Origin of the sequence: Floridaenema evergladense BLCC-F167 (assembly GCF_041929205.2) — a bacterium.
In the GTDB taxonomy this organism is placed as follows: domain Bacteria; phylum Cyanobacteriota; class Cyanobacteriia; order Cyanobacteriales; family Aerosakkonemataceae; genus Floridanema; species Floridanema evergladense.
The window spans coordinates 3,848,823-3,870,053 of record NZ_CM171625.1 but is presented as its reverse complement, the minus strand read 5'-3'; the positions used below and the strand labels follow the sequence as shown (position 1 = coordinate 3,870,053).

General features: G+C 38.2%; 22 protein-coding genes and 1 pseudogene. 18 read left to right on the top strand and 5 right to left on the bottom strand.

Annotated elements, in window-relative coordinates; genetic code table 11:
- Positions 1 to 149: 149 nt before the first annotated feature.
- The 3 genes from ACE1CA_RS18860 to ACE1CA_RS18850 form a co-directional block, all read right to left on the bottom strand.
- Entirely contained in the window at positions 150 to 1,493 is a 1,344-nt protein-coding gene (locus ACE1CA_RS18860) for a cytochrome P450 (protein ID WP_413279951.1), read from the bottom strand.
- Positions 1,494 to 1,680: 187 nt separating this feature from the next.
- The gene (locus ACE1CA_RS18855; RefSeq protein ID WP_413279952.1) at positions 1,681 to 3,054 is read right to left on the bottom strand and encodes a cytochrome P450; all 1,374 of its coding nucleotides are present in this window, start codon (positions 3,052 to 3,054) and stop codon (positions 1,681 to 1,683) included.
- Positions 3,055 to 3,182: 128 nt separating this feature from the next.
- On the bottom strand, positions 3,183 to 4,568 hold the full coding sequence (locus tag ACE1CA_RS18850; RefSeq protein ID WP_413279953.1) for a cytochrome P450: 1,386 nt from the start codon (positions 4,566 to 4,568) through the stop codon (positions 3,183 to 3,185).
- Positions 4,569 to 4,752: 184 nt separating this feature from the next.
- On the opposite strand from ACE1CA_RS18850, the gene ACE1CA_RS18845 reads away from it, so the two are divergent.
- The 16 genes from ACE1CA_RS18845 to ACE1CA_RS18770 all read left to right on the top strand — a co-directional run bounded on the left by ACE1CA_RS18845 (position 4,753) and on the right by ACE1CA_RS18770 (position 18,606).
- Positions 4,753 to 6,993 carry a phosphoketolase family protein gene (locus ACE1CA_RS18845; protein WP_413279954.1) on the top strand — a complete coding sequence of 747 codons (2,241 nt, stop codon included), beginning with the start codon at positions 4,753 to 4,755 and terminating at the stop codon, positions 6,991 to 6,993.
- A gap of 402 nt (positions 6,994 to 7,395) precedes the next feature.
- Complete coding sequence (locus tag ACE1CA_RS18840) at positions 7,396 to 8,307, top strand: Rpn family recombination-promoting nuclease/putative transposase (protein WP_486517446.1); 912 nt, start codon at positions 7,396 to 7,398, stop codon at positions 8,305 to 8,307.
- 151 nt (positions 8,308 to 8,458) lie between these two features.
- Complete coding sequence (locus ACE1CA_RS18835) at positions 8,459 to 9,622, top strand: HNH endonuclease (RefSeq protein ID WP_413278331.1); 1,164 nt, start codon at positions 8,459 to 8,461, stop codon at positions 9,620 to 9,622.
- A 303-nt stretch (positions 9,623 to 9,925) separates the two neighbouring features.
- Complete coding sequence (locus tag ACE1CA_RS18830) at positions 9,926 to 10,396, top strand: Panacea domain-containing protein (protein WP_413278330.1); 471 nt, start codon at positions 9,926 to 9,928, stop codon at positions 10,394 to 10,396.
- 228 nt (positions 10,397 to 10,624) lie between these two features.
- Entirely contained in the window at positions 10,625 to 10,867 is a 243-nt protein-coding gene (locus tag ACE1CA_RS18825) for a hypothetical protein (protein ID WP_413278329.1), read from the top strand.
- A 23-nt stretch (positions 10,868 to 10,890) separates the two neighbouring features.
- Positions 10,891 to 11,016 carry a hypothetical protein gene (locus ACE1CA_RS18820; RefSeq protein WP_486517445.1) on the top strand — a complete coding sequence of 42 codons (126 nt, stop codon included), beginning with the start codon at positions 10,891 to 10,893 and terminating at the stop codon, positions 11,014 to 11,016.
- 170 nt (positions 11,017 to 11,186) lie between these two features.
- The gene (locus ACE1CA_RS18815; protein WP_486517444.1) at positions 11,187 to 12,128 is read left to right on the top strand and encodes an Rpn family recombination-promoting nuclease/putative transposase; all 942 of its coding nucleotides are present in this window, start codon (positions 11,187 to 11,189) and stop codon (positions 12,126 to 12,128) included.
- 373 nt (positions 12,129 to 12,501) lie between these two features.
- Positions 12,502 to 12,735: a hypothetical protein gene (locus ACE1CA_RS18810; RefSeq protein ID WP_413281794.1), complete on the top strand. Its 234-nt coding sequence runs from the start codon at positions 12,502 to 12,504 to the stop codon at positions 12,733 to 12,735.
- A gap of 281 nt (positions 12,736 to 13,016) precedes the next feature.
- The gene (locus ACE1CA_RS18805) at positions 13,017 to 13,268 is read left to right on the top strand and encodes a hypothetical protein (RefSeq protein ID WP_413281795.1); all 252 of its coding nucleotides are present in this window, start codon (positions 13,017 to 13,019) and stop codon (positions 13,266 to 13,268) included.
- A 41-nt stretch (positions 13,269 to 13,309) separates the two neighbouring features.
- Positions 13,310 to 13,675 carry a YkvA family protein gene (locus tag ACE1CA_RS18800; RefSeq protein WP_413281796.1) on the top strand — a complete coding sequence of 122 codons (366 nt, stop codon included), beginning with the start codon at positions 13,310 to 13,312 and terminating at the stop codon, positions 13,673 to 13,675.
- A 103-nt stretch (positions 13,676 to 13,778) separates the two neighbouring features.
- Complete coding sequence (locus ACE1CA_RS18795; protein WP_413281797.1) at positions 13,779 to 14,123, top strand: MliC family protein; 345 nt, start codon at positions 13,779 to 13,781, stop codon at positions 14,121 to 14,123.
- Positions 14,124 to 14,235: 112 nt separating this feature from the next.
- On the top strand, positions 14,236 to 14,907 hold the full coding sequence (locus ACE1CA_RS18790) for a hypothetical protein (RefSeq protein WP_413281798.1): 672 nt from the start codon (positions 14,236 to 14,238) through the stop codon (positions 14,905 to 14,907).
- Positions 14,900 to 15,583 (top strand): hypothetical protein, encoded by a 684-nt coding sequence (locus ACE1CA_RS18785; protein ID WP_413281799.1) that lies wholly within the window; start codon positions 14,900 to 14,902, stop codon positions 15,581 to 15,583. Before ACE1CA_RS18790 ends, ACE1CA_RS18785 begins: the two co-directional genes overlap by 8 nt.
- Before the next feature lie 8 nt (positions 15,584 to 15,591).
- A complete protein-coding gene (locus tag ACE1CA_RS18780; RefSeq protein WP_413281800.1) occupies positions 15,592 to 16,977 on the top strand; it encodes a four-carbon acid sugar kinase family protein in 1,386 nt (461 codons plus the stop codon).
- 223 nt (positions 16,978 to 17,200) lie between these two features.
- The gene (locus ACE1CA_RS18775) at positions 17,201 to 18,214 is read left to right on the top strand and encodes a hypothetical protein (RefSeq protein WP_413281801.1); all 1,014 of its coding nucleotides are present in this window, start codon (positions 17,201 to 17,203) and stop codon (positions 18,212 to 18,214) included.
- The gene (locus tag ACE1CA_RS18770; RefSeq protein WP_486517443.1) at positions 18,190 to 18,606 is read left to right on the top strand and encodes a mCpol domain-containing protein; all 417 of its coding nucleotides are present in this window, start codon (positions 18,190 to 18,192) and stop codon (positions 18,604 to 18,606) included. The genes ACE1CA_RS18775 and ACE1CA_RS18770 overlap by 25 nt, the downstream gene beginning before the upstream one ends.
- 16 nt (positions 18,607 to 18,622) lie before the next feature.
- Here the strand turns inward: ACE1CA_RS18770 and ACE1CA_RS18765 are convergent.
- Positions 18,623 to 18,828, bottom strand: a pseudogene (locus tag ACE1CA_RS18765) (hypothetical protein).
- 103 nt (positions 18,829 to 18,931) lie between these two features.
- Between ACE1CA_RS18765 and ACE1CA_RS18760 the strand changes: the two are divergent.
- On the top strand, positions 18,932 to 19,162 hold the full coding sequence (locus ACE1CA_RS18760) for a helix-turn-helix domain-containing protein (protein ID WP_413281804.1): 231 nt from the start codon (positions 18,932 to 18,934) through the stop codon (positions 19,160 to 19,162).
- Positions 19,163 to 19,164: 2 nt separating this feature from the next.
- The gene (locus tag ACE1CA_RS18755; protein ID WP_413281805.1) at positions 19,165 to 19,707 is read left to right on the top strand and encodes a type I restriction endonuclease; all 543 of its coding nucleotides are present in this window, start codon (positions 19,165 to 19,167) and stop codon (positions 19,705 to 19,707) included.
- Here the strand turns inward: ACE1CA_RS18755 and ACE1CA_RS18750 are convergent.
- The gene (locus ACE1CA_RS18750; RefSeq protein ID WP_413281806.1) at positions 19,697 to 21,016 is read right to left on the bottom strand and encodes a site-specific DNA-methyltransferase; all 1,320 of its coding nucleotides are present in this window, start codon (positions 21,014 to 21,016) and stop codon (positions 19,697 to 19,699) included. The two genes, ACE1CA_RS18755 and ACE1CA_RS18750, sit on opposite strands and share 11 nt — an antisense overlap.
- Positions 21,017 to 21,231 lie beyond the last annotated feature (215 nt).

Below are 21,231 nucleotides of genomic sequence, written 5' to 3'. Positions count from 1 at the left end.
CAATAGAATTATGGGTTTGCGATCGCATCAAGAAGCATCTACGCGATAAACTGATTGGGCATTAGATAATTTGGGGGCGATCGCACAACCATTTGCGCGATCGATCCATTCGGCTTAAATTTTGTGGAATGGTGCGTTACTAACGCACCCTAATTTTTATTTTTGATTACTATTCTTACACCACCTTTTGGCCCTAATGTAAATCCGCGACGAATCGGTTTAACAGGAGTTTTGTCTGCCAGAGATAGCTGCCAATTTGCTAAAATTGTTGCTAGAACAATCTTCATTTCATAAGGCGCTAAGGCAATACCAATACAGCGACGAGTACCACCGCCAAAGGGTAAAAATTCATAAGGGGAAAATTGCCTTTCTAAAAAGCGTTCTGGTTTAAATTTTTCTGGTTCTGGGTATAAGTCTTCCCGGCGATGAGTTAAGTAAATACAAGGTGCGATCGATGTCCCTACTTCAAATTCCCGATCCATAATTTTGACCGGAGACTGAGCAACTCTACCAAAGGTAATAAAAAGAATCGGATAAATTCGCAGAGTTTCATTGCAAACTGCTGTTAAATATGGGAGTTTAGCAATTAGATTTGGATCGGGATTTTCTCCTAAACTATCAATTTCATGCAATAATTTATCTAACACTCCCGGTACATGATGAATTGAGTATAATGCCCAGGCTAAAGAAGTCGCTGTAGTCTCATGTCCTGCGACTAAAAGAGTTAGTAATTCATCATGTAATTCTGCATCAGTCATTGGATTTCCGGCTTCATCTTTGGCTGACATTAGCAGCGAAAGAATATCCTTTCGTGATGGATCGAAATTTGCTCGCCGTTCGTGAATTTCTGCCATTAAAAGTTCGGTAATTTGTTCTTGGCGACGGAGGAATTTACTCCAAGGACTCCACGAACCTAAATCTTTTTGTAATTGGGGAAAGAACAGCAAGGCAGAATTAACGGGAGAACTGATATTATCGAGCATTTCACATAACAGATCCCGTAATTTTTGATTGCGTTCTCCTTCATCTAAACCAAAAACTGCTTTTAAAATCACCCGCAAAGTAATTTCTTGCATGACATCTCGGACAATGAAAGTTTGTCCGCTTTGCCAATCTTTGGTGACTGCTAAGGTAATATCTTTAATTAATTCCCCATAGCTACGAATGTTTTCCCCATGAAATGGAGGCAATAATAGCTGACGTTCTCGTTTGTGGCGATCGCCATCCATTAACATTAAAGAATAATGTCCTACCAAAGGTTTAGCTAATTCGTTAGCTTTACTACTAGCAAACTGTCTATAATCAGCAGTGAAAACTTCTTTAATTGCTTGGGGGTTGGTTAAAAATACGATCGGGCGACAATTTGTACCTACCCTTAATGTGAACATTTCACCATAACGCTTGGCAGAATCATCCATTAATCCTAATGGATCGGCTATCCATTGAAATAATTGCACGATTCCCGGAGTTTTGGGGCTTTGAGGTAGTTTCATAAAGGTTTTATTTTGAGTTTTATATAGTCTGCATCGAAGCTAAGGTAAGCAAGGGAGATTTGCGATCGCTCTTAAGAGTGAAAAACTTCGGCTAGAGTTTTGAAAACTGAGAATTGTCAATAAAAAAATAAAATTGACAATTCCCGATTTACGGAGTGATTCCTGCCAAAATCCTCAATTTTCCTAGTTAACCAGACACAGCTTCCAAAGTACGCGACTTCATCTTTCGCTCACCTTTTACTACCATTTGAATGCTGCGATTTGGTGCTGACACCAAACCTCGCCGTTTAGATTGCACTTCACCATTATCGATCAGTTCTAATTCTAAACGTGACAGTATTTCCACAAGTGCTATTTTCATTTCAAATTGGGCAAAGGCAAAACCAATGCAACGTCTCGCGCCACCACCAAAAGGCAAAAATTCATAAGGCGAATATTGCCTTTCCAAAAATCTTTCTGGCTTAAACTTCTCTGGTTCGGGATAAATATCCTCGCGACGGTGAGTGAGATAAATTGAACCCATCAGAACTGCACCTGGTTGAATATCGTAACCCGCTAAGGATAAAGGTACTTTCGCCCTCCTGGGAAAGGTTAATATTCCAACTGGGTAAATCCGCAAAGTTTCACAGTAAACAGCATTAAGATAAGGTAATTTGAAAATAGTAGTGTAATCTGGATTTTCACCCAAACTATCGAGTTCTTCCAACAGTTTTTCCCGCACGGTTGGTATTTTGTGAATCCAGTACAAAGCCCAGGCTAATGCTGTGGCAGTGGTTTCGTGACCTGCAAATAACAAAGTCATTAATTCATCACGCAATTCTTCATCAGTCATTGGCTGTCCTGCTTCATCTCTAGCTGCTACTAGCAAGCTGAGAACATCAGTGCGTGACGGGTCTGGATTTTCCCGACATTCCCGAATTTCTTGGTAGAGGATATCGTCTATTTCTCGCCTGATACGCAGAAATTGTTGCCAAGGATTTAGGGAACCGAAAATATTTCGCAAAGCTGGAAAATATAGCATTGCAACTGTAAGTGGAGAACTGGTTCGTTCCAGCATTTCACTGAACAGTTGCTCTAACTTTTGAGCGCGATCGCCTTCATACACACCAAACACCGCTTCGACGATCGTCCGCATCGTAATAGTTTGGGTAGAAGAACGGACGCAGAAGGGTTTGCCGATCTCCCACTGACTCATGATTTGTTTTGTGATGTTGGCGATCGTATCCCCATAATTTCGGATTCTTTCGCCATGAAAACTCGGCATCATTAGCTGGCGTTGGCGTTGGTGACTAGCACCACTGAGCATAATCAATGACTTTTTTCCCAACGAATGCTCAAAAAGACTGTTCAAGTCTCCCGGAGCTTCAAAATCTTTTGTATCCCCTGCTAATATTTGCCCCAGGGCTTGCGGGTTACTGACGATTACGATCTCCCTAGACAATTGCAAGCGGAAGATATCGCCGTAGCGTTTATAGCACTCTTCCATGAATGACATGGGAGTGAAGATCCACCGAAGCAACTGTATCAAAGCTGGGCTTTTTGGGGTCTTTGGTAGTGTCATTGTTTTAAGTTTTATTCTTGATATATGGTAAAGGCGATCAATAACTGATAATAGTTGAAAAGGGATTGAAAATGACTAAATCTCAATCTTCAATCCCCGATGCTGCTTTTTTAATTTACTAGCAACCATTAACTAGTAACAGCTTCCAAAGTCCGAGACTTAACTGTACGCTCACCCTTAACTAATAATCGAATACTACGATTTTGTGCTGTCACCAAACCCCGACGTACAGGTTTAATTTCAGTATTATCAGCTAGTTCCAAATCCAAACTTGAAAGTACTTTCGCTAATACCATTTTCATCTCAAATTGAGCAAAAGCAAAACCAATACAGCGACGTGCGCCAGCACCAAAAGGCAAAAATTCATAAGGCGAAAATAGCCGTTCTAAAAATCTTTCTGGTTTAAATTTTTCCGGTTCGGGATATAAATCCTCACGCCGATGAGTCAGATAAATCGAACCTACTAAAATTGTTCCTGGTTGCAAATCGTAACCCACTAAATTTACAGGTTCTTTCACTACTCTTGGAAAAGTCAGCATTCCCACAGGATAAATTCTCATAGTTTCGCAGTAAACTGCATTGAGATAAGGTAATTTTAAAATAGCGTTGCAGTCTGGATTCTCGCCTAAAGTATCCAATTCTGCTAATAATTTTTCCCGGACTTCTGGGAATTTATGAATCCAGTAGAATGCCCAAGCTAAGGCAGTTGCAGTAGTTTCATGACCTGCGGTTAACAAAGTCATCAATTCATCGCGTAACTCTTCATCAGTCATCGCTTCTCCTGCTTCATCTCTTGCTGCCATTAGCAAGTTGAGAATGTCTGTGCGCGATCGGTCGAAATTTGCTCTTCGTTCCCCAATTTCCTGATAAATAAGTTTGTCAATTTGTTCCCTAATCCGAAGAAATTTACCCCAAGGACTCCAAGCACCCAAATCTTTTTGTAAGAAGGGAAAATAAAATAAAGTAACGCTAAACGAAGAACTCGTTTGATCGAGTAATTCGCTTAAGAGTTTCTCCAACTGTTGAGCGCGTGGGCCATCATATAAACCAAACACCGCTTGCATAATCACTCGCAGAGTAATCGCTTGAGTCGAAGTTCGCACAGAAAAAGACTTGCCTACTTGCCACTGACTCATGATTTCTTCTGTCACCTTGGCAATTGTTTCGGCATAAGTTCGCATTCGATCGCCATGAAAAGGAGGCATCATCAACTGACGCTGCCGCTGATGTTGTGCGCCACCAAGGGTAATCACAGATTGCTTTCCCAAAAAAGCTTCAAAAATTATGTTCGTTTCACCTGGGGCGGCAAACTGTTTTCCTGTATCATTGCTCAAAATCTGCTGAAGCGCTTTGGGGTTGCTGACATACACTAAAGGGTCAAATGCCGTGCCTAGTCGCATAGTGAAAATGTCGCCGTAGCGTTTGGCGCACTCTTCCATGTACTGCATCGGGCGAAAAACCCATTGGAGTGTTTGTACGAAGGTTGGACTTTGGGGGCCTTGTAGTTGTTTCATTGTCTCTGCTGTAGATGATTTTTGCAACTTCAACTAACTTAACCTAACTAATTTTTCTATGCCTCTCATTTGACATAGTTATCTTTGCAACTTCTCAGGCTGAAATTTTGACAACCTAAAAGTTGTAAAATTTTTGTTAACTAAATCGAGTAAATTCGATCTTAATACTAATAAGGAACTCAGCATGACTGCAACCACGCCAAAAGCAACTTCAGCATTTCCCGATTTTTGTGAAGGTATTCAATATTTTGGGGAAGCGCTACCAAATTTTGAAACTTATGGTAAAACACCTGCAATTGCTGAGGGAAAAACAGCAATTTCCGATCCTAGTGATGCTAATGCAATTTATCAAACTCTTTTGTTAGCTGATGCTTTGCGTTATTTAACTTTACAAATTACCGGATCGAAAGCTTCTGGACACCCAGGCGGTTTTGCCAGTTCTGCGGAAGCTCATGCAGCATTAATTATGCTGGGCTACAAGAATATTATCACCGAAGTTGGACACCACGCCCCAGGCTTTTATAGTTCGATGTTTCTCGATCGCTCTTTGGAAGACATGGACATTTATAATGTGCAACAATTGCGCGATCGATTCCGCGAAAAACACGGTCTTTTAGGACATCTTTCGGGTTATATTCCCGGCATTCTCGCACCTGCTGGCCCTTTAGGACAAGGGCAACATTTTGCAATGGCAGCTGCACTATTGCACAGAGACAAACTTTTCCCGTTTACGATGGGTGATGGTGGCATGGGCGAACCTTACCCAATGAGCAGTATGGCACATTTCAACACTGCTTTTGGCGGAGTTACTAACTTTTTACCCGTGTTAATTTGGAATGGTTACAGTCAGGAACATCACAGCATGGTTTCCACGAAAACCAATGCGGAAATGTTGGATTATTGGCGCGGAAATGGTTTTGCAGAAGTGATTTTAATTGATGCGAAAGATTTTGACGATCGTAATCAAACAGGCGATTATATAGATAGCACTGCCTTTTCTTTTGATCAACGTCTTGCATTTACCAAAGCAGTATTAGAAGGTGTTGATAAAGCGGCAAAATCTGCTTTTAGTGGCAAATTAACTGCATTTATTATCAAACAATTAAAAGGTGCAGGAGTTCACGCACGCGGCGCAAAATCTCATAACCTTTATCCCAAAGATACTTTAGATGCACCCCACATTGTTAATGCTTTGAAAGGTCGAGCATTAACAGCGGAAACCTGGCAATTAGTCAGAACAAATTGCGAACGTGCTGGTGGTGGTCCGGCGGCGAAAACAGCTGTGACAGAATTTGAATTACCATTGCCAGAATTAGGACAATTGCCTTTAGAAGAATATCCTGTTGGCGGAGATCCGAAAGTTGCAACTACCGCAATGGGTGTTTTAGTGGGTAAGGTTGGATTGAGCGATCGAACATTTTTAGTCACCAACGCTGATGGCAACGAAGCATCAGGAATTGCCAACATTAACCAAGCATTAAAAATCATTCACCCCACCACAGATGACCTTTACAACCAATCACCAAACGGTCAAGTTTACGAACCTTTGAGTGAAGATGCTTGTGCAGGTTTGGCAGTTGGATTATCTTTAATGGGTGCCAGAACTTTATGGTGTTCTTACGAATCTTTTGCCATCAATGGTTTACCAATTTGGCAAACTGTTACTCAAGCAATGGCAGAATTACGCCGTCAAACTCCTTCCACAATTACCTTATTTACTGCTGGTGCATTAGAGCAAGGACGCAACGGTTGGACACACCAACGCCCGGAAATTGAAGCATATTTTGCGGCAATGATGCGAAATGGCAATGTGTTCCCATTATTCCCACCTGATGCTAACAGTATTCAAGCCTGTTATGAGTGGGCTTTAACCACAAAAAACAAGGGAATTGTGATTACTGCAAGTAAATCACCTTTACCAATTCGCACTACTTTTGAACAAACACGCCAAGGTTTAAAAGATGGCGCAGTCGTGTTGCATGAAGTCGATCCCCCCCAAACCCCCCTTAATCAAGGGGGGAGTAAGAAAGTTGTGTTTGCAGTTGTGGGCGATATGACATTAATGCCAGTATTTGAAGCGGCAACTTTCTTAGAAAATGAAGGTATTGGCGCGAAGATTGTTTCTATTATCAATCCCCGCCGTTTGTATCGTCCAACTGATGTTGCTTGGGATACTTGTTCGGAAGCAGATGGTGAATTTTTGAGCGATGAAAAGTTTGCCGAAATCTTTGATGGAGATGCGTTAATTGGTGTAACTGGTGGCGCTTCTGGAATGTTAGAACCTATTATGTTACGCAGTAATTCTAAACGCGATACTTTCGCTTGGAAGCGGGGAGAAACTACTGCTTCTGCTGGTGAATTAATGGCGTTTAATGGGTTGACTGCTTCGGCGTTGACTAAGAGAGCGATCGAATTAATCCACTAAGTTTTTTAACTTTTGAAAATGCCCCCGCCTGGGTTTCCGGGTGGGGGCTGATATTATGTCCGATCGATCAGCCATAATATTCTTAATCCAAAACCCTGTAGAGACGTTATATATAACGTCTCTACATTATAGGTAATTAACCGGATATGATATGACAATTAGCAGAAAAGGAGATAAAATTTAGTTGGAAATACTTTTTTAGATTCAATTGTTGAAAAGTTACCCCTATATCTGATGGCGATTGAAATCGCGTCTACACAAACAAAGTCCGCCTACGCGGACTAAAGAATAACCAGGGTATTTAACCCAGTTTGGTATTAAAGTTTATCTGAAAAAATCCATTCAGTGCGATCGCAATAAAATTCCTACTACCGATTACCAGGCTAAAAAGGGAGAAAAAAAATGAGATTTATCAGTCCCAAGGTCGATTATGCCTTTAAAAAAATCTTTGGTTCCTCACAAAGTCAAGTAATTTTAATCAGCTTTCTCAATGCGATTATTTATGAAGGCGAGAAAGTCATTCAATCCTTAACAATCGTTAACCCCTATAATCCCGGTCAAGTTCTCAGCTTAAAAGAAACTTATTTAGATGTCAAAGCCATTTTAAATGATGGCTCAGTTGTACTCATAGAAATGCAAATAGCGCGAGTGACTGCTTTCAGCAAAAGGGTGATTTATAATGTGGGGAAAGCTTATACAAATCAATTAGGAGTTGGCGAAAACTATTTTCGTCTTACCCCAGTAATTGGCGTGACGATCGTCGATTTTATCCTATTTAACCAAACTGAGGATGTAATCACTCAATTTGTGTTTCAGGAGAAGACAAAAAAATTTGCCTATCCCGATCCTGAATTGCAGCTAATATTTATAGAGTTACCGAAATTTAAGAAAGATTTATCGGAGTTAACAAGTTTAAGCGATCGGTGGATTTATTTTATTAAAGAAGCAGTAACTTTGCAGGAAATCCCAGAAAGATTAGGAGAAGTCAGCGAAATCGAGCTAGCATTAAATATTGCCAATCAAGCAAACATGACAGTAGACGAATTAGAATTAGTAGAGCGGCGAGCGATGATTCTACAAGATGAGAGAGGGCGACTGACTTATGCTATGGAAGAAAGCAGAGAACAAGGGCGCGTCACGGAAGCGATCGCTTTAGTTATGCGTTTACTGAAAAAGCGTTTTGGAGAAATTTCCGAGGTAATAACCAGTCAAATTGAAAACTTATCTGTTCAAAATGTGGAAAATTTAGCAGAAGATTTATTAGATTTTAACAGTTTTTCAGATTTGGAAAGATGGTTGCAGAGGCGTATTTAGTGCTTATGGATTGACTTTAATTTTGATATAATTGTGATTATTACTATTCAAGGTAATATTAGCTCTCAATCTGCCAGAAAACGTTAGCAACTTATTTGTTTAAAAAAGAGTTAGCAAGCCTAGAAACTTAAGGGTTATCGGTTGATTTCTAATGACTAGATGGGATGACTTGAAACTAAAATTAATAGAACGAGATGGCTCCACCTGTTCTATCTGTGGAAAGACTTTGCTCATGGACTTGCGGCTCTTGCGGATCGAGCATATAAAACCAGTTAGTCGTGGGGGAAAATCTGATTTAGACAATTTAAGAATTGTTTGTCCAGAATGCAATTTTTATGTCACAGATTTACGTGAATATGAATTTGTTGACTATTTAGTTTGCTTACTACGAATGAATAGCACTTTTTCAGAAGTTCAGCAGGAGATTTCGCTTGGTTATGGGCAAGCAGCTTATGCTAAAAGGATTGATATCTTTGCACAGGAAATTAAGAATAATAACTGGAGTGAAGTTTATATAGAGTGCAAGTCTCAAAGAGGTTTTAGTCTTAGGCGGATTGAAGATATGCTGACTCAACTTAAAACATATCACACTCTTATTGAAGGGAAAAGATTAGCACTTGCATTTCCAGGAACTTTACCTAAGAAAACCATTGAAGCTATAGAAGCTCAAGGAATAGAAGTTTGGGATATTCCATTTTTGAGCCAACGCTTTGAGAATGAAATTCCTTATGTTGAACATCCTGTTTTTCAGCCTATCCTGCTAGCTGCTCTTGCAAAAAAACAACAATCGCCAGAAGAAATACTTATTCAGAAATTAAGAAATTGCCAACCCGGTAAAGAAGATTGGTCAAAGTATCAAAAAATAATTGGCGAAATTTTAGAACGTCTTTTCTGTCCACCTTTATCTACTCCTATCTCAGAACGTTCGGATGCAGAACAAGTAAATCGGCGTGATTATATTCTTACAAATTATGCTGAATCAGGATTTTGGCATTTTTTACGAACAACCTATCAAGCTGATTACATTGTGGTTGATGCTAAGAACTACAAAAATGATGTAGGTAAGAAGGAAGCTCTTCAAATTGCAAATTATCTCAAACCTCATGGGGCTGGTCTCTTTGGCATTATATTTTGTCGTGATAGCATCGATAATGGCTGTGAATGTACTTTAAGGGAACAGTGGACAATTCATAGAAAGCTAATTATTGTTGTCTCAGACAGAGATGTTGAGCAAATGCTGCTCAATAAATCCTCCAATGGTCCACCAGAGGAAATAATTAAACAGAAAATTGAGGATTTCCGACTTTCAATGTGAGGTAATAAAGAAGATAGCTAACAAGCTTGCTGCACCAGAAAGAAGTCAGTTTGTTGGTGAAGTGTAAAGGTTGCCTGCATCCGGTGAGTGGGAATGTTAGACCGCATTAAGAGATGATTCCTGCACCATTTCCTCTATTTTAGGATTGATCGCTATCATTTTATGAATAATTTTTAGTGCATCATTTGTCATCGTTATTTTCTGTTTACTCTCCAGTTAAGTTTACGATAAAATTGTTCAAAGTGGAAACATTAGATAGTTGGCAATACACGCACACTGATGAAAATCAAAGAGGACTTTAATATGATTTCTGAAAATCTTACAAAAATTATCAGCCTAATCATTCTCCATCATAGAGAAGTTTTTCAAGAAAGCCTAACACCGATGAAACTGCAAAAGCTTTGTTATTATGTCCAAGGTATTTATCTGGCTACTCACGATGGAGAAGCACTATTTGAAGAAGATTTTGAAGCTTGGACTTATGAGCCTGTGATTCGTGCTTTGTATGATAAATTCAAGGATTATGGATGGAAAAGCATTCAAGAAGAATTTGAGTTTCCCGAACTAGAACCAGAAAAAATAGAGTTTATCAAACAAATTGTAGAAGCTTACGGACGATATGATGGCGCAGCTTTAGCTACTATGACTCATCGTGAAGATCCTTGGCTAGATGCTAGAAAAGGTTTGTCTGAAACTGAAGGTTCTAATGCCTTAATACCTAAAGATTCGATGAAGAATTTCTTTGAGAGAAAGCTGGCAGCTTATGTAGGCTAATCCCAATATGTACAAGAAAAACATGGAAAACTGGAAAAAATTATGGAAGATATTGGCGCTTGGGAGGACGATCGCACCGATGAAGAAATCATTAAAGAAATTTATGAAAGCCGTAGTTTTTCTAATCGAGGAATGCTTTAAAGGAATGGGTTGAAGAGTGCGATCGCCCTCTCCAACTGTAGAATCATTGTAGTTTACGATAAAATTGTCCAAACAGGAGGGCTTATTATGAAAGGACATCATAAATTTAACGAATTAATTAAAGATATTTCACCAGAACGACAAGCTAAAATTGAGGAAAAAATAGCACAACTCAAGCAAAAAATGCCAACTCAACAAGTACAACATAAAGAAACAGCCAAAATTGATGTGCGAAAATTATCTGGAATGTTGTATGAAGAAGGTAGAAAAGCTATTTCTTTAGAAGAAATGGAAGAAGCGATTTCTGAGTGTGCAAGAGAGTCAGCTTGAAAGGACTGGATACTATCGAACACATGAAATCTGGTAATGCAGATTTTTCCGACTACCTAATTACCCGACTCAATCAACTAGCTGGATGCCAAGAAACTGCTTCTTTTGATGCTAAATTGGGTCGTGTAGAAGGGGTCAAATTGCTATGAAATGCTTTTCAAATTGCTCTTTCCGTTTAATTGCTCGATCGATATCATTTGCGATCTTGTTTTAACCATAATATTGCTATAATAAAAATGCCTAACAAGTGAAAAATAATTCCTTCCCTATCCAAAATAAATGCCAAACCAAAAAGTGCGATCAAATTAGGAGAAAAAAAATGAGATTTATCAGTCCCAAGGTCGATTATGCCTTTAAAAAAATCTTTGGTTCCTCACAAAGTCAAGTAATTTTAATCAGCTTTCTCAATGCGATTATTTATGAAGGCGAGAAAGTCATTCAATCCTTAACAATCGTTAACCCCTATAATCCCGGTCAAGTTCTCAGCTTAAAAGAAACTTATTTAGATGTCAAAGCCATTTTAAATGATGGCTCAGTTGTACTCATAGAAATGCAAATAGCGCGAGTGACTGCTTTCAGCAAAAGGGTGATTTATAATGTGGGGAAAGCTTATACAAATCAATTAGGAGTTGGCGAAAACTATTTTCGTCTTACCCCAGTAATTGGCGTGACGATCGTCGATTTTATCCTATTTAACCAAACTGAGGATGTAATCACTCAATTTGTGTTTCAGGAGAAGACAAAAAAATTTGCCTATCCCGATCCTGAATTGCAGCTAATATTTATAGAGTTACCGAAATTTAAGAAAGATTTATCGGAGTTAACAAGTTTAAGCGATCGATGGATTTATTTTATTAAAGAAGCAGTAACTTTGCAGGAAATCCCAGAAAAATTAGGAGAAGTCAGCGAGATCGAATTAGCATTAAATATTGCCAATCAAGCGAATATGACAGTAGAAGAATTAGAATCAGTAGAGCGGCGAGCGATGATTCTACAAGATGAGAGAGGGCGACTGACTTATGCTATAGAACAAGGCAGAGAACAAGGCAGAGAACAAGGCAGAGAACAAGGGCGCATCACGGAAGCGATCGCTTTAGTTATGCGTTTACTGAAAAAGCGTTTTGGAGAAATTTCCGAGGTAATAACTAGCCAAATTGAAAATTTATCTGTGCAAAATTTGGAAAATTTAGCAGAAGATTTATTAGATTTTAATAGTTTGTCAGATTTGGAAAGATGGTTGGAAAGGCGGTATGTGGGTTAAACTAGGTAGGAGTAATTATTAATTAACTTACAAAAGAGCTCCTCAAAAAAGAGACAAATTATGACATCCCAATCAGATAACATTGACGTTCAGCACATATGGCACAAAGAACTTTAGAAGCAATGCGAGATTTGATTGAAGAATTGAGACAAGAACGTGGTGGTTAGAGGAAGCAAGAAGCCAAACTGCTTTCATTAATTACAAATTAGAAATTTATATGCCTAAATATACGTATAATATCCAGATAAGTTAATTTTTATAAGCTTCTATTTCTTTGGATAGATTAACAAACAGAGCATAATAATACCCTACGAAAGAGGAATATGCTTGATAAACTCTCTTAAGATCAATGTAAAAGCAAAGGAGAGTAATTATGTTAAAACTTCGTCCAAAGCGTCCAAAAGCAGCGCCAGAAAAAGATCCAAATCTTCGACCTTATACCGATCCAAATCCTGCGACTTACAAAGATCCTAATGTTGAGCCTTACACCGATCGTGAACCGAAAATTTTTGAAGATCCTAACGTAGAACCTTACGTCAGTTCCGATCCTAAACCCTATCAAAATCCTAATGTAGACCCCTATGTAAATTCAGAATTACAAAGCTAATTCTGCTTGCTAAATTTAGGAAAGTTTGGATTTGCTCTTTCCAGCGATCGCACTCTTCATCATCGTTAATATTAGCGATCGCTAAAACTATACAATTTTTCCGTCAACTATCAAAAGTAATAATTTTCAATTCAATCAAATTTATTTACTTCATCTATAAGTATGATTTTTAGTTTTTAACTTTGGGAAGAAACCATTTGCTTTTAAGTTAAGCTAAGGTTAACAATACACCCTTTTGAAAAACAGGAAGGGAAAATTTTGTTAATAAGCGAGGTTAAGTCATGAATATTGAATCACTAGTCGATGGAACTATTAAAAAAGCATCCCAAGTTGTAGAAGAGGTAAAAGAACAAGCTGAAGATAAAGTATTAGAACCTGGGAAAAAAGCTTTAAAGCAAGCTGAAAAAGAAGCGAATAAGGTAGAGAAAAAAGCTAAAAAAGAAACGAAAAAAGCTGAGAAAGAAGCTAAAAAAGCAGCTAAAAAAGCTAAAAAAAAACAACAAAAAGCTCTCAAACAGTTAACGCCGAGTTAGATGGTGCTGGTGAGAATTTGAAAAATCTAGGCAGCAAACCAGTGCAATTAGTTGCTTCAGTCTTAAGTGGTGCAATTAAAGATGTTAAAAAAGGCAAAATCCCTAAAAAAATCCATCTGGATGACTTTCTTAGTAATCTTAAATCCACAGTGGGGAATTTGCCTTTTAGCAAAGATGCGATCGCCATGTATTATTGCATGAAAGACTCAGAAACACCAACCTATGTTAAAGGTATAATTGCTGCTGCCTTAGCTTATTTATTCTTACCAGAAGATGCTATACCAGATTGGATAGCAGGACTTGGTTTTACTGATGATTTGGTTGTGATGACAACGGCACTTGCAGCTATCAGCGGTAATATTACGGAAGAACATCGGCAAAAAGCCGAAGAATTTTTTGAGGCTTAGTTTGGATTAGCTAAATATTTCCTAAGAAATTACCCACTTTTGGCAAAAGCGATCGTAAGCTAGAGTAGTAACTTAAAACTGCGGTGTGCAGGTGCGTAAAGTTATGAAAACAATCAAATTCGCAGCTTTTCTACTACCAGCAGTTGTGGCGATCGCCAGTTTACCAGCAACCGCCGAACAACAGCAAGTCTACCGCTATCAATGCCACAACGGTAAAACCTTTGAAGCAGAATATTCACCGGAAACAGCACAACTTAAGTTAGGTGAAAATGAAACCTTAACTCTCAAGCAAGTTCCCTCTGGTTCTGGTGTTCGTTATACTGACGATCGGACTACTCTTTTTACCAAAGGAAATGAAGCATTTATCCAAGTCGAAAATCAAGTGGTTTTTGACAGTTGTGTAGCTCAAGATACGACTAATGAAAGACGTATTCGCGCCCTTTGGTAAATGTTTTGCTCAATAAATAAAGGGTTAACTAAAATTAATAGTTAACCCCTATATTATAACCATAAGATTACATAAAATAGTATTGCCTTCTATGATTAAACACTGGCAACGAATGAAAAAAACACATACAGTGATGCAGCCTGATTTACAGGGTTTAGAAATTACTAAAGGAGAGTTAAAAGCCCTTAGTGGCATAAGTGTAAATGCAGTAATTAGACCTTTTAAATTGCGGAAAGTGTTTCAGGAAGTTTTCACTTCAATTGTGGTTTTAGTATTACTGATACTCAGTTGTTTATTACTAATTTTATGTTTTCCAACTTACCGAATAATATTAATTATCATTCATTTATTTTTTGCTATTGCTTTAGTATTTGAAGATTTCAAAAAAATATTTATAACTCGAAAAAATAAGCATTTTGTTAGTTTAATTGACGACGTAGAACGATATAATTCAGTAATTAAAAGCATCGATATTAATGACCAAATTGAAGCGGCTGGAAATCCGGGAGTAAAATTAAAAGATAGAGAACGAGTCATCCAAGCTTTGCGGTTAACGCGAGAAGATATAGTCCGTGCTTTAAAAACAGAAAAAATTATCAGAGAAAACCAAGCATTTATTAATTTAAATCCCGATCTATTTGCTAATAACTTAAAAGCTTTAACTGCATTACAGGTAGATGAGAAAGCAAGCGAATACGGCAGAATTTTAAATGAAGCATTACAGATTGGTATGAGTATTCAAGATGAAATGAAACATTTAAAGGGTGAGCAATTTAATGAGTAGAAGCAACTTTTTACAGCAGGATTTATTGGGCTTAGAAATTTCTGTCGGGGAAATCAAACATTTAACTGGAATTGACCCTGAAGATATTTTTCGACCTTCGACTTTGCGGGAATCTAGTAAGAAATGGACATTTTGGTTAAATGAAATTTCTATTGCCTTAGCGCTGACACCAATTCTTTTGGGAGTTGTTTATGTATTTATTATTTTACCTGCCAGAGGCGCATCATTAAAATGGGCAATTTTGTTGATGGTTTTATTTCCCATTGTCATCGTAGTTGGGCGGTTGATTTGGTTAAAAAAGCATAGTCCAGACTTACTAGTAAACTTGCTAGACGAAATTGATAAATATCACGCCGTTGTCAAAGCGATAGATATCAAATACCAACTGGAAACAGTCAGCGACTCCAGCAGTAGTTTAGACGAGAGAAAAAAAGTGATTGCTGCATTGCAACTGACGCGAGAAGATTTGGTGCGGGCGTTGAAGAGCGATCGCATTTTGCGCGAAAATAAACACTTACTCCCCACTAACACCGAACTTTTAACCAACAACCTAGCAGCACTACAAGCCTTACAAATCAATGCTAACGCCAACGAATATGGAAGATTACTCAACGAGTCTGTGCAAATTAGCCTTACTGTACAAGAAGAAATGAGAAAATTGCTAAATCAGCGTTAAAGTGAAAAATGTCCAGCAAACCTAAAATTATTGTCCTCGATGATGACCCCACTGGCTCGCAAACCGTCCACAGCTGTTTGTTGTTGACACGCTGGGATGTAGACACCTTGCGACTGGGGTTAACAGACGACTCGCCAATCTTCTTTGTTTTAACCAACACCAGGGCACTAACACCAGAAGCAGCGGCGCAAGTCACGCGAGAAGTTTGCCATAACCTGAAAATTGCCATAGAAGCAGAAAAGATTCAAGATTTTCTCGTCGTCAGTCGTTCCGACTCCACCTTACGGGGACATTATCCCGTAGAAACGGATGTAATTGCGGAAGAACTGGGCCCTTTTGACGCACATTTTCTCGTTCCCGCATTTTTCGAGGGTGGTCGAATCACGATCGACAGCGTACACTATTTGATAGTTAACGGCGTTCCTACTCCAGTCCATCAAACCGAATTTGCCAAAGATTCCGTTTTCGCCTATCATCACAGTTACTTGCCGATGTACGTCGAAGAAAAAACCAAAGGCAGAATTTCCGCAAATACGGTAGTCAGATTTCTTTTAAAAGACATTCCCAAGGGAAGTGTAGACAGATTAATGCAACTTTCGGGAAATCAATGTGGCGTTGTCGATGGCGAAACTCAAGCAGATTTAAACAAGTTCGCCGCTGACATTCTCACCGCAGCAAGTCAAGGGAAACGTTTTCTCTTTCGCAGTGCTGCCAGCATTTTAACAGCATTAGCGGCTTTGCCTCCGCAACCGATCGCCGCTGAAGATATGGCAGAATATGTCAGAGAAGGGAAACCAGGCGCAGTAATAGTTGGTTCCCATGTGAAGAAAACAACCGAACAATTGGAAAAACTCTTACAAGAACCCGGTATTGTAGGAATTGAAGTAGACGTTTCTCACTTATTAGATGATGATCCCCCCCTACCCCCCCTTACCAAGGGGGGAGAAACAGTTTCCCCCCTTGGTAAGGGGGGACAAAGGGGGGATCATCGTGCAGCTTTGTTAGAAAAGACATTGCAAACTGTGCGTAATGTTCACAACGAAGGGAAAACTCCCGTAGTTTACACCAGTCGTCAAGAACTCACCTTTCCCGACACCGAAACTCGGTTAAAATTTGGCGTAGAAGTTTCCAGTTTACTAATGGATATAGTGCGAGGTTTACCCAAAGATATTGGTTTTTTAATCAGTAAAGGTGGGATTACCTCAAACGATGTTTTAAGTACAGGTTTAGCTTTAACATCAGCAAGATTGTTAGGGCAAATTTTAGCAGGTTGTTCAATGGTAAGAACCCCGGAAAACCATCCCCAATTTCCCAACTTACCAGTAGTTTTGTTCCCCGGAAATGTAGGAGACGCTGATGCTTTAGCCACAGTTTATCGCCGATTATCAAAATAACCCCAAATTTCGTAGGGTGCGTTAGTGCAACGTAACGCACCCTTCCTTATAATAAATTTGATATAGGATGAAATGACCAACAGTTGTGTTAGATCGCATTTTATGAGACAATAGCTGAATTAGTAAATATTTAAAACCATTCACGTTGTCTATTACGGCTTAATTGAAATAAAAGAATAGGCTGAGCGTGGAAAACTTATGAGCAAGGCAAAGAGTTAGCAATATGGCTGTTTTATATACCTGTGGGAATACAAATCTTAACACTGTCAAGCTTGTAGCAATCGCTATCAAAACCTTAACTGAACAAAATGGAAGCCTTCCTATATCAAAAGTTGTCCTTTTTTCATCAACTGAAACGCTAAAAGATAATCTTTTTACTGAGCAAGTCAAAATATACGAACAATTTTTAGGACATATCAGAATAGAGCAAGTTCGTTTAACTAGTGATGGACTCGGTACAACTGAAGATTTTACCGCAGTCTTTAGAGAAGATGCCTATAAATATGTAGATCTTACCAATGGTCAAAAGGCTGTCACTGCTCAACTTTACCTTACTGCTAGTTTGCTAAGAATAAATAATATTTACTACATCTCTTTGCTGTTTCCACCCTCAGAAATACCTGAAAATCCAGTGTGGGGACAACACTATGAATATGTTAAATTGCCCCCTTTTACAGGAATTTCAAACCTCTCTCGATTGAGTTACTTTGATCTAATCTTTTATCTTGAAGAAATTGAGACAATATTTGTTGGAGTTAATGAAAATTCTTTTCTCTACAAAATAAGCAAGGATTTGAGAAAAAGTATATTTTCTTTTTTTCAAGGTGACAATTTTCGTAGCGCAGTGGCAGATGCAACGACCTCTAGTGAAGTATTTATCAACGAACTTCTATATTTTCTAATAAGTTACTCACCAGCACAAAAATTTGCTAATGATTTCGAGATTGATTTAGTGAGACAAAAAGATCCACTAGGAGCCATTACGTTTTTCTTTAGACAATATTCTGAGAAAAGCAGTAAGCAAAGAGGTTATATTGATAAGGATTTAGAATCAATATTAACGGTTCCCGGTCTACTAACACCCTTGAGAATGTTTAGAAATATTTCGGCTCATGCAGGGATATCACACCATAAGTTTGAGGCTAATGAAGTCAGAGTTTGTATAAATTTAGCTTTAGAAATCTTTCGATGTGCAAAAGCTAGTGAAGCATTTTGGAAAAGGCTTTTGGCACGATGATTATAGAAACATTTTTTATAGCAGTTGATGGCGATTTGGTAGGTAGAAAGATAGAGAAACTGATTATATCTAGTGAACTAGATGAGTTAGTCACCTACAGTCATTTAATCAATGAATCTGTTAACAAGATGCGTTCATTTTCTGAAAATATTGGTGGAAAGACTTACTTGCAAGGTGGCGATAATCTCTTAGTTGAAGTAGCAGATTATCAGGCTTTTGTAGAACAAATTATTTCTAGTCGAGCAGAGATGGCTGCATCATTTTCTGTAGGTATTGGTAGAAACGCTGTCGAGGCTTATTTAGCTTTAAAATTTGCTAAGTCGGCAGGGCGTGGGTTAATTATTTTAGTTGAAGTTATAGATGGGAAGTATCAATTCAAGCATATTGCCTAATCGCACTCATCTGGGTTCATTTGATTACTCTTGTCGATCGCAAACGCAACAAAGATAAAAATTCTGCCAATTCCACAAGTCCTTCTGCTTCCTGTCGTTCTGCTTGAGAGACAATGTATTGCCTTCATCTTGACGATCTAACAAAAATTGTAAGCGTGCTTGTACTGCTTGGGGAAGTTGGAAATGGGTAAGTTCGATCGGAATCTCAACGATTTCAGGCATAGCGCAGTTAGCTTAATCAAAAACTTTGCTTTAGCTTTATTTTAGGCGAAGCTGATTACGGTAAGCTAACAATTAATCATCTAAAAATAGAAAGTCAGCAGTCATGGATAACAGAGTAAAAGCTTTTGGACTGCGAGTTCGTTATTTCAGAAAACGTTTAGGAATATCACAAGATGATCTCGCAGATAAAGCTAATCTGCACCGAACATACGTTGGTGCTGTTGAAAGAGGTGAAAGAAACATTAGTTTGCTCAATATACTGCGGTTAGCTGATGCTCTTCATGTTACAGCTAAAGAACTATTTGACAAAGATATTGATAACCAGGAGCATTGAAAGTGATAGATGAAACCAGACTACTTGAACTAGCGATAACTAATCTTAGGAAAGTCCTAGAATTTAACCCATACAAAAGTTATCCAGGTATAAATAATCGGGAGGAATTTAAACAATTAATAGCACGCGATCCAGCTTTTGGTACTTTAGGATTAGATGACGAGAGATACATTATTGCTAGGGTAGACGGATTAATCAAAAAAGATAAGTTTAATCAGCGAATTCCTCAAGCTTGGATAGATTATCAAGGAATAGGTTTTGAAGTCCGTTCTTGCTATCAAATTGGTGATTCAAAAAGAATTCAAGCTGACTATGATATGTCTTTAGCATTGAAATCTTACAATATTCTACCTGTAATGTTAGTTTTTTGCAACACCTCTCTAAGAAGTCCCTTAGTTAGATTATCTAAGAGTTGGGAGCTTTACCAAGGGATGAGTAGCTTTAATTTAGTCGAATCAATCACTGGTTTCAACCTCTACAACTTCTTAGAGAATAATTCTCAGATTCTCAAAGCAGAAATAGATAATATTCTTTCTAACTTCTAATGCAAACAGCTGTCTCATAAAGCCGTTTTTTCCCTCCTCTCTTTCTAAAAGAGATGATTTTTTCGACTTCAAACCCTTCATGTCTGAAAAGTTTACCTAAGATAGATTCAGTAAATATTTCCACACCTGAAAGTCTAGAATTTCCGACGATATATGCACCCCGAAATCTAGTTGCCTTAATTTCCTTGAGCAATTTTATGTGTTTCCACATATCAATAAAGTATTTTGTAGCGTAATTACACATCAAAATACTTTTATTTTTCAGTTCTTCGTAATAGCAAAGATAGGATTTAATTTCCTCTGGAACTTCCAGCAATTCATTCTGTAAAATGGATGTAGCTCTACCCCAAGTTCCACCCACTGCCTGTAAGTCTATTTCTGTGGCTTGTCTCACATTATCTAAAACTTCCATAAAGTGCAATTGTGGTCTAGTTTGATGAACGTAACTATAACGATTTGGATAAGGAGGTGATGTAATTATAAAATCAACAGGATGATTAATTTGTTGCAGCAAATTAGTAGTTGAGTTGCCTAATTTAATTGAGCCAAGTTCAGAAAATAAGATTTCTTCGCTATTCAGATTCATTAAATCATCATGTATTATCCTTAAATTAAGACTTACCTCGTAAATAACATCAATTTCTCTTTTATGCTCATCATCAAAAGTAATTGTTGGGTGATTTCGGTGAATATTTGCACAATCTAAACAGGCTTTGTTTAACGCTAACCATACATAATTTTTAATGGGGAAGTATTCCGGTTTTAACATGACTTGACGACAGATAATCAAATCTTTGAGAGCATACTTTCTCCACCATCTAAATACATTGTGAATAATCGGAATATTTGTATTAAAGGCAGTGACAACATCTTCAAGAGATGATTCTTTGTATTGCTCGATCGCACTAGATACTTCCGTCAGGTATTTCTCAAATAAATGAAGATGACTTGTATTCCACTGCAAAGATTTACTACCAACTTGTTGCAATAATGGGTTAATTTCAATTCCGATCGTTTTTATTCCCTTTTTTTGGCACTCTATAGATGTTGTCCCTCTACCGCTAAAGGGATCGACTACAAAATGCTCTCTAGTAATTTGAAATTCCTTCATCAAAAATCTTACTAAACCTGGTGAATAACTTGGAGTCAGCCGATACCATCTATGCACAGATTCAACTTGTCCAGCTTTGAAGGTAATATCCCCAATATCTACTTCCTGATAATCAAAACCAGACTCTCGAATATTCCGATGAAAACACTTTTCATTATTGTCGATATCTAGCTCAAATAGTGATAGCTGTTGAAACATAAGTACTATTTTAAATATGCTACTTAAAAGTAGCATATTTTACTTGACAGGACAAGACTAGGACTTAGGCACAATTGTGATATTTCTTTAACCATTACAGTGGAGAGGGTGCGTTACGCTATCACTAACGCACCCTACTAACTAACTAGTCCCCAGTCCCCAGTCCCCAGTCCCCAGTCCCTAATTTTCCCATCAACTCTTGGCATAAGTCCCCC

What these genes read in the sequence shown, in the direction of transcription:
- ACE1CA_RS18860 (WP_413279951.1), bottom strand. Translation starts at nt 1,493, where the DNA reads ATGAAACTACCTCAAAGCCCCAAAACTCCGGGAATCGTGCAATTATTT.
- ACE1CA_RS18855 (WP_413279952.1), bottom strand. Translation starts at nt 3,054, where the DNA reads ATGACACTACCAAAGACCCCAAAAAGCCCAGCTTTGATACAGTTGCTT.
- ACE1CA_RS18850 (WP_413279953.1), bottom strand. Translation starts at nt 4,568, where the DNA reads ATGAAACAACTACAAGGCCCCCAAAGTCCAACCTTCGTACAAACACTC.
- ACE1CA_RS18845 (WP_413279954.1), top strand. Translation starts at nt 4,753, where the DNA reads ATGACTGCAACCACGCCAAAAGCAACTTCAGCATTTCCCGATTTTTGT.
- ACE1CA_RS18840 (WP_486517446.1), top strand. Translation starts at nt 7,396, where the DNA reads ATGAGATTTATCAGTCCCAAGGTCGATTATGCCTTTAAAAAAATCTTT.
- ACE1CA_RS18835 (WP_413278331.1), top strand. Translation starts at nt 8,459, where the DNA reads ATGACTAGATGGGATGACTTGAAACTAAAATTAATAGAACGAGATGGC.
- ACE1CA_RS18830 (WP_413278330.1), top strand. Translation starts at nt 9,926, where the DNA reads ATGATTTCTGAAAATCTTACAAAAATTATCAGCCTAATCATTCTCCAT.
- ACE1CA_RS18825 (WP_413278329.1), top strand. Translation starts at nt 10,625, where the DNA reads ATGAAAGGACATCATAAATTTAACGAATTAATTAAAGATATTTCACCA.
- ACE1CA_RS18820 (WP_486517445.1), top strand. Translation starts at nt 10,891, where the DNA reads ATGAAATCTGGTAATGCAGATTTTTCCGACTACCTAATTACCCGACTC.
- ACE1CA_RS18815 (WP_486517444.1), top strand. Translation starts at nt 11,187, where the DNA reads ATGAGATTTATCAGTCCCAAGGTCGATTATGCCTTTAAAAAAATCTTT.
- ACE1CA_RS18810 (WP_413281794.1), top strand. Translation starts at nt 12,502, where the DNA reads ATGTTAAAACTTCGTCCAAAGCGTCCAAAAGCAGCGCCAGAAAAAGAT.
- ACE1CA_RS18805 (WP_413281795.1), top strand. Translation starts at nt 13,017, where the DNA reads ATGAATATTGAATCACTAGTCGATGGAACTATTAAAAAAGCATCCCAA.
- ACE1CA_RS18795 (WP_413281797.1), top strand. Translation starts at nt 13,779, where the DNA reads ATGAAAACAATCAAATTCGCAGCTTTTCTACTACCAGCAGTTGTGGCG.
- ACE1CA_RS18790 (WP_413281798.1), top strand. Translation starts at nt 14,236, where the DNA reads ATGAAAAAAACACATACAGTGATGCAGCCTGATTTACAGGGTTTAGAA.
- ACE1CA_RS18785 (WP_413281799.1), top strand. Translation starts at nt 14,900, where the DNA reads ATGAGTAGAAGCAACTTTTTACAGCAGGATTTATTGGGCTTAGAAATT.
- ACE1CA_RS18780 (WP_413281800.1), top strand. Translation starts at nt 15,592, where the DNA reads ATGTCCAGCAAACCTAAAATTATTGTCCTCGATGATGACCCCACTGGC.
- ACE1CA_RS18775 (WP_413281801.1), top strand. Translation starts at nt 17,201, where the DNA reads ATGGCTGTTTTATATACCTGTGGGAATACAAATCTTAACACTGTCAAG.
- ACE1CA_RS18760 (WP_413281804.1), top strand. Translation starts at nt 18,932, where the DNA reads ATGGATAACAGAGTAAAAGCTTTTGGACTGCGAGTTCGTTATTTCAGA.
- ACE1CA_RS18750 (WP_413281806.1), bottom strand. Translation starts at nt 21,016, where the DNA reads ATGTTTCAACAGCTATCACTATTTGAGCTAGATATCGACAATAATGAA.